Origin of the sequence: Burkholderia sp. B10, from assembly GCF_004368385.1 — a bacterium.
Lineage (GTDB): Bacteria > Pseudomonadota > Gammaproteobacteria > Burkholderiales > Burkholderiaceae > Burkholderia > Burkholderia vietnamiensis.
On the sequence record NZ_PQMX01000004.1, the window covers coordinates 39,709 to 57,667 of the forward strand.

Below are 17,959 nucleotides of genomic sequence, written 5' to 3' on the forward strand. Positions count from 1 at the left end.
GGCGTGGCCCGCCCGGCGTCAGTCCACCGGGCACATCGCGAGCCGCCCCATCGCCTCGCCCGCGCCGCGCACGGCACAGGTCGCGGGCTCGTCGGCGACGCGGGCGACCAGCCCCGTCTCGTCGCGCAGCAGGCGTTCGAGATCCGCGAGCAGCGCGCCGCCGCCCGTCAGCACCACGCCGCGATGCGCGATGTCGGTCACCAGTTCGGCCGGCGCGTTTTCCAGCACCGATTTCACCGCGCCGATCACCTGCTTGAGCGGCGCGGCGAGCGCGTCGGCCACGTCGTGATTGGACAGCTCGATCGAGCGCGGCAGCCCATCGCCGATGCCGCGTCCGATCGCGCGCGTCGACGTGCGCGGCACGGCGCTGGTGGCCGAGCCGATCGTCTGCTTGACGCGCTCGGCCGTCTGTTCGCCCAGCAGCACGCCGTACACGTTGCGCACGTAGTTGATGATCGCGGCGTCGAACTGGTTGCCGCCGACGCGGATCGCCTCGCGATACACGATGCCGCCGAGCGCGATCACCGCGACTTCGGTCGTCCCGGCGCCGATGTCGACGACCATCGAGCCGACCGGCTCGGTGACCGGCAGGCCCGCGCCGAGCCCGGCCGCGAGCGCTTCCTCGATCAGCGCCACGTCCGATACGCCGGCCGCGAACGCGGCTTCGCGCACCGCGCGACGCTCGACCGCCGTGGCGTCCGACGGCACGCACAGCGTGACCTCGACGCGCCGGCGAAAGCGCGAACGCGTGTGCGACATGTCGATGAAGCGGCGGATCATCTGTTCGGCGGCGTGCGCATCGGCGATCACGCCGTGCCGCATCGGCCGCACGGCCTGCAGATGCCCCGGTTCGCGCCCGAGCAGCGCCTTCGCCCGCTCGCCGACCGCTTCGAGGGTCGGACGCGCATCGGACATGCCGGCCTTGCGGAAGCAGACGACCGACGGCTGGTTCAGGACCACGCCGCGCTCGTGCGTATAAATCCGCGTACTCGCCGTTCCAGGGTCGATCGCAACGGGTTGCGCAAACAACTTTCCGAACAGCGGTGTCGACATATCAACCCTTTTCATGAACAAACCGGCCGGAACGGCCGGCCCGCATCGATGCGGCACGCATTTGCGGTCCCATCACGGACTTAGCGGCAAATCGTTCCGATACTTTAGGCAATTCTAATGATTTTTTTGCGACGAAATGACCGAAAACCCGGGCCGGCCGCCGCACGACTACGCGCCGAGCGCTCGCGCTGCGCTTGTAAAACACGGTAATCTCTCGGTCTTGCCTGCCCCCGGCAGGCTTCCGACGCCCGATCACGCCAGGTATTCCAACATGACAGCGCCTGCCTCCCTTCGCTGGCTCGCGGCGCGCCGGCTCGGCGCAACGCTCGTTGCGCTCTGGTGCTGCGCCGCCGCCGCGCAGCCCGTGCCGGCCGCCGACACCGCAACGCGCGCCGCCCAGGCAGGCGCCGGCACGGCCGGCGCCGCTTCGGCCGCGGCCGCGGCATCGACGACGATGGTGGCCGCCGCCGCCGTAGCACCCGCCGCAGCCCCCACACCGAGCTGCACCGCCGACGGCGGTCCGGCCGGCCGCCCATCGGTCGGCCTCGTGCTGTCGGGCGGCGGCGCGCGCGGCTACGCGCACCTCGGCGTGCTGAAGGTGCTGGAAGACAACCGCATCCCGATCGACTGCATCGCGGCCACCAGCATGGGCGCCGTAGTCGGCGGCCTGTATGCGAGCGGGATGGCCGCCGACGAAATGCGCAAGCGCCTGTCCGAAGTGAACCTGACCGACATCGCGTTCGACGTGACGGACCGCGCCGACCTGCCGCAAAGCAGCCGCGAGGACGAGCGCCTGTACATCAAAAGCCTGACGCTCGGCTTCGGCAAGAAAGGCGTGAAGGCGCCGGTCGGCCTCGTGCAGGGCAACCGGCTGCAGGCGCTGCTCGCCGACTGGACCGCCGCCGTGCCGACCAACCAGCCGTTCGACCGGTTGCCGATCCCGTACCGCGCGGTCGCGACCGATCTGCAGACGGGCCAGATGGTCGTGCTGGACCGCGGCTCGCTGCCGCTCGCGATCCGCGCGAGCATGGCGATGCCCGGCCTGTTCGCGCCGGCCGAGATCAACGGGCGCGCGCTGGTCGACGGCGGCCTCGTCAGCAACCTGCCGGTCGACACCGCGCGGCAGATGGGCGCGAAGGTCGTGATCGCCGTCGACATCGGCTCGCAGCTGCGCCCGCTCGACGCGCTCGCGTCGCCGGCCGACGTGATGCAGCAGATGGTCGGCATCCTGATTCGCCAGAACGTAACGTCGCAGCGCAAGCAGCTCGCCGCGCAGGACGTGCTGCTCACGCCCGACCTCGGCTCGCTGGCGTTCACCGACTTTCAGAACGCGAAGCAGGCGATCGCCGCGGGCGCGGCTGCAGCGACGGCCGCGCTGCCGCGCCTCAGGCACCTCGCGCTCACGCCCGAGCAGTACGCGGCGTACCGGTCCGCGCATGCGCAGCCGCTGCCGCCGCCGATCCGCATCACGCGCATCGAGATCAAGACGACCGGCGGCGTGCCGAAGCGCGTCGTCAGCGATGCGCTGCACGTGAAGCCGGGCGACATCTACGATCCGGCGACCGTCAGCCAGGACCTGCTGCGGCTCACGACCGACGGCAATTTCGAAAGCGTGACGCAGCAGATCGTGAGCCACGGCGACGACAACGTGCTCGAGATCGATGCGCGCGAGAAATACTGGGGGCCGAATTTCCTGCTGTTCGGCGTCGGGATGTCGAGCAGCTCGACCGACGAAGGCGGCTTCCGCCTGCACGTCGGCTACCGGCGGCCGTGGCTCACCGAATCGGGCCTCGAATTCCGTGCGGATGCGACGATCGGCAGCGACCTGCAGTCCGCGCGCGTCGAGCTGCGCCAACCGTTGCCGGCCGCCTATGGCTTCTACATCTCGCCGTACGCGGAATATCAGCGCCGCTACGTGAACGTGTACGACAACACCGGCGAGGTCAAGCTGAACCAGTATCTGATGCAGACGGCGCGCGCCGGGCTCGACTTCGGGCTGCCGATCGCGCGGCTCGGCGACTTCCGGATGGGCATCGGCTACGCGACCGGGCACGGCTCGCCGAACTACAACCTGCCGCTCCCGTTCGAGGAGAACGGCTCGACGCTGATGTGGCCGAGCTTCACGTCGCAGGCGCTGACGGCGCGCGCGCGCCTCGTCATCGATCAGCTCGACGACCCGATGTTCCCGCGCCGCGGCTACTACACCGAGTTGCGCATCGAACGCTCGCTGTGGTCGCACAACAGCCAGTCGGCGGAGGATCTCGCAGATACGTCGAACAAGCCTTACACCGAGCTCTACGGCAAGGCGATGATCGCGCAGCAGTACGGCCGGCACAGCGTCAGCGCCACGCTCGAGGGCGGCAAGAGCATCGGCGGCACCAACCTGATCAACGCGTTCAACTTCACGCTCGGCGGCTTCCAGCATCTGGCCGCGTATGCGGCCGACCAGCTCACCGGCAACGAGCTCGCGTACGGCAACGTGACGTACATGAACCAGCTGATGACGTTCAACGCGTCGCCCATCAAGGCGCTGTCGGTGGGCGCGAGCGCCGAACTCGGCAACGTGTGGACCAGCGGCGTGAAGGTCGGCGGCAGCACGCTCAAGCAGAGCTATACGTTCTTCACGAGCCTGACGACCGCGTTCGGGCCGCTGTACATGGGCGTCGCGCTCGCGCCGGGCGGGCGGCGCAACATCTACCTGCAGCTCGGCCGCACGTATTGAAGGCGAAGGCGCTCAGATCGGCCAGCTGATCTCGAACCGCGCGCCGCCGAGCACGACCGGATCGACGACGGCGATCCGGCCGTTGTGCGCGTGCAGCACCTGGCGCGTGATCGCGAGCCCGAGCCCGTAGCCGCCGGTGCGGCGGTCGAGGCGCACGAACGCGTCGAAGATCCGTTCGCGTTCGCTCTCCGGCACGCCGGGGCCGTCGTCCTCGACGAAGATCGCGATGTTGCCGTGCTCGAGCGCGATGCCGACGACGATCCGCGCGTTCGCGTACTTGCTCGCGTTGCGCAGCAGGTTGCGCATCGCATACGACATCAGCCGCCGGTCCATCTTCACGCGCAGATCGGACGCGATCGCGATGCGCGACTCGATCGCGCGCTCCGGATACAGCAGCTGCGCGTCGCTGATCTGGTGCTCGAACCACGCGACGGGCGCGGTCAGCTCGAGGTTCGACTGCAGCGAGCTGTATTCGAGCCGTGCATAGGTGAGGCTCATGTCGATCAGCTCTTCGAGTTCGGTCACGTCCTGCGCGATGCTGTCGAGCGCGCCGTAGTATTCGGCGGCGGAGCCCGGCTCGCGCAGCATCTCGAGCGCGAAGCGCACGCGCGCGAGCGGCGTGCGCAGCTCGTGCGAGATGCCGTTGGTCAGGTCGCGCTGCGCGGCGATCAGCCGCTCCATGCGCATCGCCAGCGCATTCAGCGTGCGCGCGAGCGGGCCGATGATCACGCTGTGCGATTCGCGCGCGCGCGTGTTGAAGCGTCCGCCGGTGAAGTCGATCGCGCGCTCGCGCACCATCACGAGATCCGACCAGACCGGCCGCATCCAGCGATAGGCGGCAAGCGCGGGCGCGGCGAGCATGAACGCGAGCACGATCCAGATGTCGCCCGGCAACGCGTCGAACGCATGCCATACGACCTGCGGCGACAGCACGACGCACAGCGCGAGCCCCGGCACGAGCGCGGTCAGCAGCACGAGGCCGAGCAGATGCAGGTAGGTGCGCACGTAGAGCCGCGACCAGCTCGGAATGCGGTCGGCGCGCGTGTCCGTCCATGCGCGGCGGAAATGCAGCCAGCGCCATTTGGCGTAGCGCAGCGGCGACAGCGGCGCTGCGTCGGGATGCGAGGGGTTGCGTCGGATCATCGCGGCTTCCGGCTATCGTGCGCTGCGCGGATGCGGCGGCCGACGGCGCAGCGGCGGCGGCGCGCCATCAGTCCCACGCATGCTTGCTGAACTGGTAACCCTTGCTGCGGATCGTCTTGATCCGCTGCGGGTTGCCCGCGTCGTCGTGCAGCTTGCGGCGCAGCTTCGAGATGCGGCCGTCGATCGTGCGATCGAGGCCGTCGAATTCGACGCCGCGCAGCTGCAGCATCAGGTCGTCGCGGCTGACGACTTCCCCGGCCCGGCACACCAGCACCCACAGCAGGTCGAACTCGGCCGACGTCAGGTCGGGCGAGCCGCCGCCCGGCAGCACGACCGAGCGGTCGGTGCGATCGATCGAGAACTGCCCGAACGTGTAGCGCTCCGGCTGCGCCGCCGCGCCTTCGATCGAGCGCGCCGGGACACGGCGCAGCTGTGCCTTGATGCGGGCGAGCAGGATGCGCGGCTCGACCGGCTTGTGCACGTAGTCGTCGGCGCCGAATTCGAGGCCGAGCAGTTCGTCGAACGGCTCGTCGCGCGCCGTCACCATGATGATCACGCCGTCGTACTGCTTGCGCGCTTCGCGGCAAATCTCGAAGCCGTCCTTGCCCGGCAGGTTCACGTCGAGGATGACGAGATCGGGGCGCGTCGACAGGATCGCCGGCACGGCGGCGTCGCCGTGCAGCACCGTGTCGACTTCATAGTCGTTCTTGCGCAGGTAGCCGGCGATCAGCGTGGACAGGCGGGTGTCGTCTTCGACGAGCAGGATGCGAAAGGACATGGTCAACGGTCGGAACATACGGGAGGACCGTACCGGCACCGGCTTGCGCGGATACCGGCCGGCGGCCGAAACGTACCGCATGATACTGCGCCCGCCGGTCGCACGTTGAGGCATCTTGAAAATAAGGGCGCCATGGCGGTCGCGCTTGACGAATCGGCGGCAAAACTGTTCCATACGGGCTCCCCGGAATTCGGGCCGTGCGCCCGCCCTGCTCCACGTGATGAACTACCAGCCGATTCTCGAACGCATCCACACCGAACTCGCCCCCTGGATCGGCCAGGGCCGCGTGGCCGACTACATTCCCGAGCTGGCGAAAGTGCCGGCCGACAAGTTCGGGATGGCCGTCGTGACGCTCGACGGCAACGTTTACACGGTCGGCGACGCGCGGGAGCGCTTCTCGATCCAGAGCATCTCGAAGCTGTTCGCGTGCACGCTGGCGTTCCAGCTGCTCGGCGACGCGCTGTGGGAGCGGGTGGGCCGCGAGCCGTCGGGCACCGCGTTCAATTCGCTGGTGCAGCTCGAAAGCGAGCGCGGCAAGCCGCGCAATCCGTTCATCAACGCCGGCGCGCTGGTCGTCACCGACGTGCTGTGCCGCCGTTTCGTGAAGGCTGAGACGGCGCTCGTCGAATTCGTGCGGCGGCTGATCGGCGCGACCGACGTGGATTACGATTCGCGCGTCGCGCTTTCCGAGCTTCAGCACGCGGAGCGCAACCGTGCGATGGCGCATTTCATGGCGAGCTTCGGCAACATGCAGATGCCGCCGGACACGGTGATCGACGCGTACTGTCGCCAGTGCGCGATCGAGATGAACTGCATCGAACTCGCGCAGGCCGCGCTGTTTCTCGCGAACGGCGGCGTCGCGCCCGTCACCGGCGAGCGGATCGTCGATGCGAGCTCGGCCAAGCGGCTGTCGGCGCTGATGCTGACCTGCGGCACCTATGACGCGGCGGGGGATTTCGTCTATCGGGTCGGGCTGCCGGCGAAGAGCGGCGTGGGCGGCGGGATCGTCGCGGTGCTGCCGGGGGAAATGGCCGTTTGCGTGTGGGCGCCGGGGCTCGATGCGAATGGAAATTCGTTGGCGGGGACGCTGGCTCTCGAATGGCTGACCACGTATTCGGGGCGGTCGATTTTTTGAGGTGGCGGGGACAAGCTCGCCTCAGCGGGGGCGAGGGCGGCAGGTGAATATCGGTGCGCACCGGTGCGCTTAATGGTGGATTCGGCCATTGGGAGCGATTGACCCGGAGCGGTCCCTCGATTTTCTGCAAAGCGGTCGCTCCAAAGCACGAATCAACCGTTGAGCCTTGTGGTACCAAAGAAGATTTCGACGAGCAAAGCTAAGAGTACCTGGCCATGACGGCTCATCCCACTCAACGGCAACGCAACCTACTTTGCGACAGCCTTTGTCGCCTGCTTTATGAATTCGGCTTTGGCCGCCCTTGCCAACTCTTCTGGTATCGGTGTACTACGAACGGACTTGTCCAGTTCTGCCAACGCGCTACCACGGGCAATCAATGCGGGGTATACATAGGTCAAGCAATACTCCCCAAGGCGCTTGTATTCGCGTACTGCGGCAGCAGCGTCTCGCTCGTACATGCCAAAATTGGCCGCGTCCACCTGCTGCAACTTCCCTGAATACGCCTCGTTGTCTGTTCCTCGAGCCAGCGCGGTGAAGAAGATCATGCGCATGCTTGCTTCTCTCATTGCCTCGTAGACCGCCTCCGCTTGTTGTGTGTTCAAGCCACCTTTCAGTAGAAGGTCACGGTCGTAAGTGAACCAGTTCCGCTCGTAGATCGCTTTCTCGCACGCCACAAACTTGGTCTGCCAGTCCGCATCTTTGTACGCTCCAAAACCATCGTCAACACCGGCGGCCATAGCATGGGGCAACCCCGTTGCTTGTACGACGAAGAGTGCAGCAAGCAGAGTTTTTTTCATCATCTTCATTCATCCTTGTTGAGTAGTTCAGCGATCGTAGTAGCAGATTACGAAGTGGGAATTGTAGTGCTGGCATTGGAACGACCGCTCATGGCTGCGCTGTGGAACGCTGTCTGTCCGATTTTGTCGACGATTCTGCCTCGGCAGTCGACTGACCGCTTCTGGCCGAGGCCGTGTAAAAACGCGCAGAACGGCCGACCGATCCCTCCTCGGCGGGAGCACAGTTGCGTTAGGACGTGACGCAGGCAAATGAAGTGATCGTGTTTTACTGGCAAACAGCGTCGGCGCGCGCATTCACGCGCCTGCCAGCTTCATCGCTCGCATCGTCTTTGCGAACCCGAGAATCCTGATGACTCGCTTGAGGTTGTATGCCAGCACGTGCAAACTCATTTCAGCGGCGACATGGCCAAGTCCGCGCGTCTGGAAGTGCGTCGCCCCATCCAGTACTTGAGTGTGCCGAACACGTGCTCGACCGTGCGCCGTCGCATCGTCATGGCATCGAGCTGGCGATCCAGCCTGGACTGCATCGCCTCGAGCACCGCTGCGTGTTCCCATCGTCGAATACGCCGATAGTCAGTGGGCGTGCACCGGTTCTTTATCGGGCATTTCGGGCAAGCGCTGCTCCAGTAGGTACGCAGGGCCATCGGAGTTTCGCGCTCGACGGAAGTAAATCGGTAAATCGCCCGTTGCCCCGCTGGACATAGGTATTGGTCGTCTTTGGCGATGTAGATGAAGTCGGCCCGATCGAACCGTCCATCTGCCTTTGCACTGGAGGTTTGTGTTTTTGGCACCAGAGCTGCAATACCAGCGTCATCGCATGCTTTGATCTCCGTGCCGCTGTAATACCCGCGATCGGCCAGCGCCTTGAGCTTCTTCTTGCCCATCGCTTCGCGCGCGGCTTTGGCCATCGGGCTTAGCTGAGCGCGGTCACTACCGACGTTCGTCACTTCGTGTGTCACGATGAGGTGGTGCTTCGTATCAACAGCCACCTGAACGTTGTAGCCCACCACGCCTGTGCACTTGGCTTGCGACATCATCGAACGTGAGTCGGGATCAGTCAGCGAACCCTGTTTTTCCGGTAAATCATTCAACAGTTCCGCGGCCCGATCCAGATCGCGCATCTGCTCGCGCAGCGTCTCGATCTTTTCCCGCAGCCGTTCGGTTTTCGCTTCGACCTCTGCGGGTTGCGTGCGATCAGCAGTTTCCAGCGCATCCAGATAGCGCTGGATGCTTTGCTCGATCTGCTCCTGACGCTTTGCGATCTTGTTGGGCGTGAAGTTGTTATCGCGACTGTTGACCGCCTTGAACTTGCTGCCGTCGATGGCAACGACTGCTTGCGTGAACAGCTTCAGGTCGCGGCATATCACCACGAAGCGGCGGCATACATTGCGAATGCCGGCGCCATTGCTGCCCGTGAACTCGGCAATCGTCTTGAAGTCCGGCGCGAGGCGACCGGTCAGCCACATCAGTTCGACATTACGCTGGCACTCGCGCTCCAGACGTCGGCTCGACTGCACACGATTGAGTAGCCGTAGATGTAGAGTTTGAGCAGAACGGACGGATGGTAAGACGGTCGGCCCGTGATCGCCGGCGTGGTGCCTTCGAAGCCCATGGAAGCCAGATCGAGTTCGTCTACGAATGCGTCGACGATCCGCACGGGATCGTCTTCAGCGATAAAGTCTTCGAGACACTCCGGCAGCAACGTGGCCTGATTGCGGCTTGCACCTTCGACGAATCGCCCCATCTCCGCCTCTCGCGCTAACAGGTTGATTCAGTCTAGGCGATCGCGCGGGTTTTGACACACCCTCGGCCGCTTGCGGGCAGCCGTGGTCGGCATTCGCGATGCCCGATAACCGGGCTATCGATCCAGCGCGAGCTTCGCACCCAGACCGAGCAAGACAGTCCCCATCACGGCATCGATCGGCTTGCGTATGCGCGCGTAACCCACTTGCACGCGCTCGGTGGAAAACAGAATCGCCATCGCGCCGAACCACGTCAGCGAGACTGCCGTAACGATGGCCAGGGTCGCGCCGTGCACCCACAGCGGGGCATGCGCCGGCAGGACCGTGATGAAAAGGCTGCCGAAAAACGCCGCCGCTTTCGGGTTGGTAAGTCCGACCAACAGACCTCGTCGATATGCCTGCCCGTCGCTCTTGGCGGACTGCGCATCTACCTCGGTTTGCTGCATCGGTTTTCTCAACCCGGCGAGCGTCTTTCCGCCGAGATAGACGAGATAAACCGCGCCGGCGATCCGAATGACTTCATACAGCCATGCGAGCTTTGCGAGGATGAGCCCAAGGCCGAAGATTGCCAGCGCCGCCCATAACGCATGTGAAGTCGAAATGCCGGCAGTCGCGTAAAGACCGGCTCGTCGTTTGGCAAGTGCATGCGACGTGACGGCGATAAGGTCGGGACCGGGGCTGACGCAGGCCAGAAGCATTACGCCGCCGACGGCGGCGAGTTGGGCAACGTAGGTCATATAAGCGCTATAGCCTTTGAGAAGACCATGATGGGCGGACTCACTCTAGCACGGCCAAAATGGGCTAAACCGGCTCAATAGCCGTCGCATTCAAATGCATGCTTCGTCTTGACGCTTATCGGTATCGAACTCCCCACGCACGAACCGTTCTCAAACCGTCGCAAGAATCAACCGCGCAGGCGTCACCCCGATGAGCAATCCGTCGTCGCGGTTCGCCAGATAGCGCTGGTTCAACTCCTCCGGCGTCCACGCATTGATCTGGCCGAATCCCAACGCACTCAACTTCTCGGCAATGACGGCCGGCTCGAAAAAGGTTTTCCACGGCTCGCCGCGCTCGGCGAGCCGCGCCGTAAACTGCTCCATCGCGATACGCATGATCGTCGGCAAGCCCGAAAGCGGCGTCACGTACTCGAACAGCACGGCGCTGCCTTTCGCGCAACCGGCGATGAAGCGCAACGTGTCGATGACCGCCTCCTCGTCGAGATACATCGTCACGCCGAGCCAGCTGAAAACGGCCGGCGCATCGGCGTCGAAACCCGCCCGCGCCAATCCCTCCGCCAGCCCGACGCTTTCGAAGTCGACCGGCACGAAATGCAGCGACGACGGCACCGCGATGCCTGCCTCACGCAAGCGAGCCTGCTTCCACGCCTGCGTTGCCGGCAAATCGACCTCGAAGATTCGCCCGGGCATATCGGGATGCCGAAACGCGCTGGTATCGAGCCCCGCCCCGAGAATCACGTACTGACGAATGCCGCGTTCGACGGCCTCGCGCCACACGTCTTCGGCCAGCCGGCTGCGCACGATGACCGAGCTGCGCATGCCGACCGACGGCGGCTCGCGGAATCGGTCGAGATTGTCACGCAGCGCCTGTGCTTCGGCGGCGCCGAGGATCGGCAGCGCAACGGGATCGTCGAGCACCAGCGGCCGATCGAGCAGTTGATGTGCGGCGCGCTGCGTCGCGACCATCAACGCGCTCGGCTTCGGGCCGCCGTCGACTGGCGACATGTCGCGGCCGGCGAGATGCGCGGCGTTCAGATACGCGAGCAGCGAATCGTCGAGGCCCACGCCCAGTTGCAGATCGGGCTCGCGCATCAACGCATCGCGCACACGTGCCTCCAGCACCGCGTCGTCTCCGCAAAAGCTGTCGCGGAACAGTTGCTGCCAGCGCCCGACGATCGCCTGCACCGGCGCGGCGCCGGGGTCGACACCGGCTGCCATGTTCGCCCTCAGCTCGACCACCAGCGCCGGCCATGCGCGATGCTTCGCGCTCGCGAACTGACGACGGCGCACCCCGTCGGCCTGCGCCGGACTGAGATACTTCGCGAGCAGCGCGCAGCGCGCGTGCATGAAGGCTTCGTCGATCCATTCCAGCATCTCGACGGTAATGCCCACGATTTGCCGCGCGCGCGGCTCGCGCAGCTGCATCAGCATCAGCTTGGTCGCGAGGTCCGGGTCATTGCGCGTCATCCGGACCACGAGCCGGATCCAGCGCCACGCCAAAGCCTGAGCCGCATCGCTCGCGGTGGGCAACGCGTTCTGCATGGCAACGCGGACCTCCTCTATCAGCGCGGCCCATGCCGGATCCGACGGCGCCGCCGTCTCGGGCCCGGATGCCAGCAACGCATCGAGTTCTTCGTCATCGAGATGCTTTTCGTACATGTTCATCAGCTCCAGAGCGTTCATCCAATCGGCGGCGGCGATCTCGCTGCCGGCGCAAACCATGTCGACGATGTATTGCAAGCGACGGCCAAGGCGCTGCGCGCGCAGCGCCTGCGCATTCAACTCGGCGATCTGTCGTTGCAGCAGTTCCAGCGGAACGCGAGCCGGGTCGCCCTCGAGGCTCGCCTTGATGTCCGGCAGCGAATACCCGAAACGTTTCAGCGCCTCGATGCGATGCAGCCGGATCAGGTCATCCTGCCCATACAGGCGCGCGCCGCCTTCGGTACGCTGCGACGGCGACAGCAGCCCGATCGCGTCGTAGTGGTGAAGCGTACGGACAGTCAATCCCGCCTTGTTCGCGAGTTCGCCGATTTTCAGTCGCATTGCTTTCTCGATCGTCGAGGGTCAACGTTAAAAGCTGACGTAGCGTCAGGTGCAAGGGGAATCGACGGGTTGGGGGCATCGCTCCGGCCCCCAGCGGTCCCTCGTTGCGCAGCGTGCATCGTGCCATGACAGACGGCGCCGGATCGCGCCGATGCGCGAGCTTGGCGAAAAGGTGACGAAACGCAGCCCAATATACAGACTGTCGCACCGCAAGCACGGCGAAGCACGCGCGTATCTAGGGACCGGTCACGGCGGGCAGTAATTCACTCCGCCCCGTCGCCGCGCTTCTCGGATGAGTTTTCGCGAACGGAGACATCGGAATATGTCACTTGTCGGCACATTTGCGGCTGCTTACGATCGATTCGACTAGTCAAGGCGGGCGCGCTCGGCATGGCCGACGCGAGCCCGGTCTCTTCTCTATCGACAGGTGCCCGGCATGATCGACCCGAACAAGAGCAGACGCGCCAGCTTCGCGGTATTCGCGCTGCTATATCTAGGCTATTGCATTTCATACATCGACCGCTCGGCGATCGCGCTCTCGCTCGTTGCCATCGGCAAGGAGTTTCATGTCGGCTCGGCCGCGCTCGGCATCGTCATGAGCACGTTCTATATCAGCTATGCCGCCATGCAGATTCCCGGCGGCTGGATCGCCGACCGCTGGGGCAGCAAGAAGGTCATCGTCGTCTCGGTGGCATTCTGGTCGCTGTTCACTTTGATGACCGGCCTCGCGTGGTCGCTCGCCTCGTTGATCGCGATCCGTTTCATCTTCGGTCTGGGCGAAGGCGGTTATCCCGGCGCGGCCGTCAAGGGCGTCACCGAATCGGTGGCGCGAGCGGATCGTCCGAAGATGTCCGCGCTGCTGATGTCGTCGAACTACGTCGGCAGTTTCATCGCGCCGCTCGCGATCGCACCGCTGATTCTGCTGCTCGGCTGGCGCCATGCATTTTTCGTTGCGGGCTGCGCCGGCCTCGTGTTCGCGCTGTTTTATCTGTTCGCCGTGAAGGATACGCATCAGAAGCGCGATTCAAATGGCCGCGCCGCGCGCATCGACGGCGACGCGACGCGCGCGCTGCTCAAGATGCCGCTGATGTGGAAGATCCTGTTGACGTGGTTCGGCATGGGCATCGTCAACAAGGGGCTCGACGCATGGATGCCCGCGTATCTGCTGACCGAGCGCCACCTCGATCTGAAGGCCGTCGGCATGCTTACACCGTTGCCGTTCGTCGCGGCGAGCATCTCGACCGCACTCGGCGGCTGGATTCTCACGCGCTGGTTCGATGGTCGCGAGAAGTGGCTGATGGCCGCGTGCTGCGCGATCTCGGGGTTCTTCCTCTACCAGATGTACACGGCGCAAACGGTGACGGGCGTGATCGCGTATCAGTCGATCGTCTACTTCTTCAAATCGTTCGTGTTCGCAGGCGTGTTCGCGTTGCCGGCCAAATTCCTGCCGACCAATCTCATCGGCACAGGCGCGGGAATGGTCAACTTCGGCGGTCAGGTAGCGGGGTTCGTTGCGCCCGCAATCATCGGCCTGCTGGTGTCGGCGACGGGCAACTACGACGCCGTGTTCGGCTTTCTGATCGTGGCAACGGCGTTCGCGCTCGTCACGAGTCTGTCGATTCGTCTGGTGCCCGAAGCCACTCCGCACGTGGGCGCGACGAAAGAAGCCTGATCGCTCGACGGCGGCGACAGGCGCTATGATGAAGCATCACGTGTCATCACATCGAGCCATCATGAGCGCCCGCATTCTTCAGGAAGCCGCCGTCCGCTACTTCCTCGAAGTGGTCAACACCGGCTCCGTTGCCGACGCCGCCAGTCGTTTGAACGTCGTGCCTTCCGCCGTGAGCAGGCAAATCGCGCGGCTCGAAAGCGAGCTCGGCACGCCGCTGTTCGTGCGGCGATCGCGCGGCATGGTGCCGAGCAAGGCAGGCGAAATGCTCGCCGCGTATGCGCGCCGTTCGCAGCTCGACGCGGAGCAGATTTCTCTGGAAATCGACGCACTGCGCGGTGAAGCCGAACGCACGATCCGCATCGCCTGCACGGAAGGATTCTCGGCCACGTTCGTGCCGCGCGCGATGGCGGTGTTCCGCCGAACCGTCGCCCCGGCGTCGTTCGAGGTCGTGGTCGACACGGCCGCAGGCGTCACGCAGCGCGTGCGCGAAGCCGAATGCGATGTCGGTCTGACGTTCAGTTTCGGACCGGAAAAAGACATCCACACCGCGTTCTCCATGCCTTCGCCGATTCACGCGATCGTCGCGGCATCGCATCCGCTCGCGCAGGAGCCGCAGGTTTCGTTCCGTCGACTGCTCGCTTATCCGCTCGCGTTGCCGGGCGTGCATTCGACGCTGCACAAGCTGATCGATATCTATTGCAGCCGCGAAGGCGTCGCATGCAAGAGCGTGCTGAGCAGCGCAACGCTCGAAACGCTGCTCGGCTTCACCATCGCCAGCGACGCCGTCACGTTCAGCGGAGAACTGTTTGTGCGGCCGCGTCTGGCATCGGGCGAGCTGGTCGCGTTGCACGTGCCGGAACTCACGACGAGCGAACGCGCCATCGAAATCCAGACGCTCGCGCGGCGTGCGTTGCCGCCGCTTCTGGACGCGTTTATCGAGCACTTGAGCCGCGAGCTCGCACCTGCCGCACGCGTTGAGCAAAAGTGAATCCACGTTTCGATATTCATCACTGGTCGCTGCCTTTCTCGTCGTCTACATTGGCGCTCTGTTGCATGACCGTTTAAAGGACCGCCCGATGAGCGACCGCCACGAACTCACCCGCCATACCGCCGTCGCGTTGCGCGCGCTGTTGCTGGCGCGGGAAATCTCCGCTGTTGAACTGCTCGATGCCTGCATCGCGCGCATCGAAACGCTCAATCCGTATGTCAACGCAATCACGGCGACGAGTTTCGAACGCGCACGCCGCGAAGCGCGCGCCGCCGACGCCGCGCTCGCACGCGGCAATGCCGTCGGTGTACTGCACGGCTTGCCTGTCGGCATCAAGGATCTCGAAGAAACCGAAGGCCTTCTGACCACCTACGGTTCGCCGTTGTACCGCGCAAACATTCCCGCACAGGACAACACGCTGGTGCGCCGGTTGCGCGCGGCAGGCGCGATCGTGGTCGGCAAGACCAACGTGCCCGAAATGGGCGCGGGTGCGAACAGCTTCAATCCGGTGTGGGGCGCGACGGGCAATCCATTCGATCCGCGTCTGAATGCGGGCGGTTCGTCGGGCGGCTCGGCAGCGGCGCTTGCGCTCGATATGGTGCCGCTCGCATCCGGTTCGGACACGGGCGGCTCGCTACGGATTCCGGCGGCCAAATGCGGCGTGGTCGGTTTGCGCACCTCGCCGGGGCTCGTGCCCAGCGATCGCAAGCCGCTCGGCTGGACGCCAATTGCCGTGGTGGGGCCGATGGGTCGCACCGTCGAGGACACGTGGCTCCAACTCGCCGCGACGGTCGGGCAATCCGGCAGCGATCCGCTCGGTTATCCGTGCGCGCTCGACGCGACGATGGAACGCCGCGCGCACACGGATCTCGCGACGCTGCGTGTGGGCTACACGGAAGATTTCGGTGTCTGCGCGGTCGATGACGATATCCGCGCCGTGTTTCGCCGCAGGATCGCGTTGCTGCGCGGCGAAGTGGCCGTCTGCGAGCCGATCGACGTCGATTTCTCGGGCGCGCATCAATGCTTCGACGTGTTGCGCGCGGAAGCCTTCGTCGCGGGTCTGCAAAAAGCCTACGAGACGAATCCCGATCTGCTCGGGCCGAATCCGCGCGCCAACTACGAAATGGGCATCAACCTCGGTCTTGCCGATTGCGTGCGCGCGCATGCCGACCAGACGCGGCTGTTCCGCCGCTTCCAGACGCTGTTCGATCGCTACGACGTGATCCTGTCGCCCACGACGCCTGTTTCGCCGTTCCGTTGGACGCAGCCGTATCTGAAATCGGTGAACGGCATCGCACTGGAAAACTACTATCGCTGGCTGTCGCTGACCTATGTCGTCACGCTGACGACGAATCCGGCCGTGTCGCTGCCGTGCGGCGTCGATCATCGCGGCATGCCGTTCGGCTTGCAGATGATCGGTGCATTTCGCGGCGATCTTGCGCTGCTCGACGCGGCACGCGCATTCGAAACACTCTTCGAGTCGTCGGACGAAATGCGCCGCCCGATTCCCGATGTCGCGAAATTGCGCGCATCGGATGTCGATCTCCGTTCCATCGTCACGCATCCGCCGGTGCTGGACGCCGCGTCGTCCTCCCACGCTTGCGCTTCGGCAGTCTGATTTTGCCCATGACCGATTCCATCTACGGCAAGCCACTCGAATCCTGGCTTCGCGACTACCCGCTTCTGCGCCCATTGATGGCGCTCGAGCCGGTCGAGTGGTTCAACCCCGCCGTCGCGCCGCTGACCGAAGCGCTCGATGACATTGCGCTGGACGCCTCGCATATCGCCGATGCGAGCGCGCGCCTGCAACGCTTCGCGCCGCTGCTGGCCGACCTGTTCGCAGATGTGTGCGACACGGGCGGCATCATCGAATCGCCGCTCACCGACGTGCCTGCGTTCGCGCAGGCATTGAGCGAACGTTACGGCGTGGAAACGCCGCGGCGCCTGCTGCTCAAGCAGGACAGCCATCTGCCGATCTCCGGCTCGATCAAGGCGCGTGGCGGCATCTATGAAGTGCTCTTCTACGCCGAGCAGCTTGCGCTGCGCCACGGCTTGCTCAACGACGGCGACGATTACCGCGTCCTCGCCGGCGACGCATGTCGCGCGCTGTTTCGCGAGCACCGCATCGCGGTCGGGTCGACCGGCAATCTCGGCATGTCGATCGGCATCGCGAGCGCGACGCTCGGCTTTGCGGCGACCGTGCATATGTCCACCGATGCGCGCCAATGGAAGAAGGACCGCCTGCGCGCGCATGGCGTGACGGTCGTGGAGTATGCGGGCGATTACGGCGAAGCGATCGAGAACGGCCGGCGTCTTGCGGCTAACGATCCGATGTGCCACTTCGTCGACGACGAAAATTCGACGACGCTGTTCCTCGGCTATGCGGTCGCGGGTGAGCGCCTGAAGCGTCAGCTCGAAGCGTCGAACGTGCGTGTCGATGCGACGCATCCGCTCTTCGTGTATCTGCCTTGCGGCGTAGGCGGCGGCCCGGGCGGTGTCGCGTTCGGCTTGAAGCTCGCCTTCGGCGATGCGGTGCACTGTGTTTTCGCGGAGCCGACCCATTCGCCGTGCATGTTGATGGGCGTGCTGACCGGCTTGCACGAGCAGCTTGCGGTGCAGGATTTCGGTATCGACAACGTGACGGCCGCCGACGGCCTCGCGGTCGGACGCCCTTCCGGATTCGTCGGTCGTGCGATGCAACGGATGATCGATGGCTATTTCACCGTCGAGGATCGCGAGCTATATGCAATGCTCGCGCTGATGGCGCAGACGAGCGACATCCGGCTGGAGCCGTCGGCGCTGGCCGGCGCACCGGGTTTCGCGCGCGTGTCGACGGAGCGGCAAGGTTACCGTGCCCGCATGCAACTGGACGACTCCGTCATGCGGGACGCGACGCATGTGATCTGGGCAACGGGCGGCGGTATGGTGCCGCAAGCTGAGATGAACGCATATCTGCAGGCCGGGCGGCAGGCACTGGCGGGGTCTTGATTGCGGCTTCGAGGCTATAACTGGATCGGGCGCCCGGCCGGTGGCCCCGTGCTGTTTTTTCAGCGCTTGCGCTAGCGTCGTTCAGAACATTTCAGATTGCTGCTCTGCTGCCCAACCTATCATTGCTGCACAGCAGCCGGAAGCGTCGCGCGACGCTCTTC

Annotated in this window: 12 protein-coding genes and 1 pseudogene; 6 read left to right on the forward strand and 7 right to left on the reverse strand. The window is 64.9% G+C overall.

Features of this window, described 5'->3' with window-relative positions; translation table 11 throughout:
- Window positions 1-18: 18 nt before the first annotated feature.
- Complete coding sequence (locus C3Y15_RS03155) at window positions 19-1,053, reverse strand: rod shape-determining protein (RefSeq protein ID WP_034195446.1); 1,035 nt, start codon at window positions 1,051-1,053, stop codon at window positions 19-21.
- Window positions 1,054-1,324: 271 nt separating this feature from the next.
- On the opposite strand from C3Y15_RS03155, the gene C3Y15_RS03160 reads away from it, so the two are divergent.
- Window positions 1,325-3,775 (forward strand): patatin-like phospholipase family protein, encoded by a 2,451-nt coding sequence (locus C3Y15_RS03160; RefSeq protein WP_124259670.1) that lies wholly within the window; start codon window positions 1,325-1,327, stop codon window positions 3,773-3,775.
- A gap of 12 nt (window positions 3,776-3,787) precedes the next feature.
- Here C3Y15_RS03160 and C3Y15_RS03165 read toward each other — a convergent pair whose 3' ends face one another.
- Complete coding sequence (locus C3Y15_RS03165) at window positions 3,788-4,918, reverse strand: ATP-binding protein (RefSeq protein WP_059474694.1); 1,131 nt, start codon at window positions 4,916-4,918, stop codon at window positions 3,788-3,790.
- A 67-nt stretch (window positions 4,919-4,985) separates the two neighbouring features.
- A complete protein-coding gene (locus C3Y15_RS03170) occupies window positions 4,986-5,696 on the reverse strand; it encodes a response regulator (protein WP_011880673.1) in 711 nt (236 codons plus the stop codon).
- 220 nt (window positions 5,697-5,916) lie between these two features.
- Here C3Y15_RS03170 and C3Y15_RS03175 point away from each other — a divergent pair, with 220 nt between their 5' ends.
- Window positions 5,917-6,831: a glutaminase gene (locus C3Y15_RS03175; protein WP_011880674.1), complete on the forward strand. Its 915-nt coding sequence runs from the start codon at window positions 5,917-5,919 to the stop codon at window positions 6,829-6,831.
- Between the two features lie 248 nt (window positions 6,832-7,079).
- On the opposite strand, the gene C3Y15_RS03180 is transcribed toward C3Y15_RS03175, so the two are convergent.
- From C3Y15_RS03180 to C3Y15_RS03195, 4 genes and pseudogenes are all read right to left on the reverse strand, one after another.
- A complete protein-coding gene (locus C3Y15_RS03180; RefSeq protein ID WP_059474693.1) occupies window positions 7,080-7,637 on the reverse strand; it encodes a hypothetical protein in 558 nt (185 codons plus the stop codon).
- A gap of 285 nt (window positions 7,638-7,922) precedes the next feature.
- A pseudogene (locus C3Y15_RS03185) lies at window positions 7,923-9,372 on the reverse strand (IS1182 family transposase).
- Window positions 9,373-9,486: 114 nt separating this feature from the next.
- Entirely contained in the window at window positions 9,487-10,107 is a 621-nt protein-coding gene (locus C3Y15_RS03190) for a LysE family transporter (RefSeq protein ID WP_069240416.1), read from the reverse strand.
- A 150-nt stretch (window positions 10,108-10,257) separates the two neighbouring features.
- Complete coding sequence (locus C3Y15_RS03195) at window positions 10,258-12,150, reverse strand: SAM-dependent methyltransferase (RefSeq protein WP_069240417.1); 1,893 nt, start codon at window positions 12,148-12,150, stop codon at window positions 10,258-10,260.
- Between the two features lie 436 nt (window positions 12,151-12,586).
- On the opposite strand from C3Y15_RS03195, the gene C3Y15_RS03200 reads away from it, so the two are divergent.
- The 4 genes from C3Y15_RS03200 (at window position 12,587) to C3Y15_RS03215 (ending at window position 17,798) form a co-directional block, all read left to right on the forward strand.
- The gene (locus C3Y15_RS03200) at window positions 12,587-13,822 is read left to right on the forward strand and encodes an MFS transporter (protein ID WP_059460569.1); all 1,236 of its coding nucleotides are present in this window, start codon (window positions 12,587-12,589) and stop codon (window positions 13,820-13,822) included.
- Between the two features lie 61 nt (window positions 13,823-13,883).
- The gene (locus C3Y15_RS03205; RefSeq protein WP_224056444.1) at window positions 13,884-14,810 is read left to right on the forward strand and encodes a LysR family transcriptional regulator; all 927 of its coding nucleotides are present in this window, start codon (window positions 13,884-13,886) and stop codon (window positions 14,808-14,810) included.
- A gap of 88 nt (window positions 14,811-14,898) precedes the next feature.
- Complete coding sequence (locus C3Y15_RS03210) at window positions 14,899-16,428, forward strand: amidase family protein (RefSeq protein ID WP_059739067.1); 1,530 nt, start codon at window positions 14,899-14,901, stop codon at window positions 16,426-16,428.
- Window positions 16,429-16,436: 8 nt separating this feature from the next.
- Window positions 16,437-17,798 (forward strand): D-serine ammonia-lyase, encoded by a 1,362-nt coding sequence (locus C3Y15_RS03215; RefSeq protein WP_011880681.1) that lies wholly within the window; start codon window positions 16,437-16,439, stop codon window positions 17,796-17,798.
- The last annotated feature ends 161 nt before the right edge of the window (window positions 17,799-17,959 follow it).

Excerpts from the sequence above, each read along its gene's own strand:
- C3Y15_RS03155 (WP_034195446.1), bottom strand. The coding sequence starts at position 1,053 with ATGTCGACACCGCTGTTCGGAAAGTTGTTTGCGCAACCCGTTGCGATC.
- C3Y15_RS03160 (WP_124259670.1), top strand. The coding sequence starts at position 1,325 with ATGACAGCGCCTGCCTCCCTTCGCTGGCTCGCGGCGCGCCGGCTCGGC.
- C3Y15_RS03165 (WP_059474694.1), bottom strand. The coding sequence starts at position 4,918 with ATGATCCGACGCAACCCCTCGCATCCCGACGCAGCGCCGCTGTCGCCG.
- C3Y15_RS03170 (WP_011880673.1), bottom strand. The coding sequence starts at position 5,696 with ATGTCCTTTCGCATCCTGCTCGTCGAAGACGACACCCGCCTGTCCACG.
- C3Y15_RS03175 (WP_011880674.1), top strand. The coding sequence starts at position 5,917 with ATGAACTACCAGCCGATTCTCGAACGCATCCACACCGAACTCGCCCCC.
- C3Y15_RS03180 (WP_059474693.1), bottom strand. The coding sequence starts at position 7,637 with ATGAAGATGATGAAAAAAACTCTGCTTGCTGCACTCTTCGTCGTACAA.
- C3Y15_RS03190 (WP_069240416.1), bottom strand. The coding sequence starts at position 10,107 with ATGACCTACGTTGCCCAACTCGCCGCCGTCGGCGGCGTAATGCTTCTG.
- C3Y15_RS03195 (WP_069240417.1), bottom strand. The coding sequence starts at position 12,150 with ATGCGACTGAAAATCGGCGAACTCGCGAACAAGGCGGGATTGACTGTC.
- C3Y15_RS03200 (WP_059460569.1), top strand. The coding sequence starts at position 12,587 with ATGATCGACCCGAACAAGAGCAGACGCGCCAGCTTCGCGGTATTCGCG.
- C3Y15_RS03205 (WP_224056444.1), top strand. The coding sequence starts at position 13,884 with ATGAGCGCCCGCATTCTTCAGGAAGCCGCCGTCCGCTACTTCCTCGAA.
- C3Y15_RS03210 (WP_059739067.1), top strand. The coding sequence starts at position 14,899 with ATGAGCGACCGCCACGAACTCACCCGCCATACCGCCGTCGCGTTGCGC.
- C3Y15_RS03215 (WP_011880681.1), top strand. The coding sequence starts at position 16,437 with ATGACCGATTCCATCTACGGCAAGCCACTCGAATCCTGGCTTCGCGAC.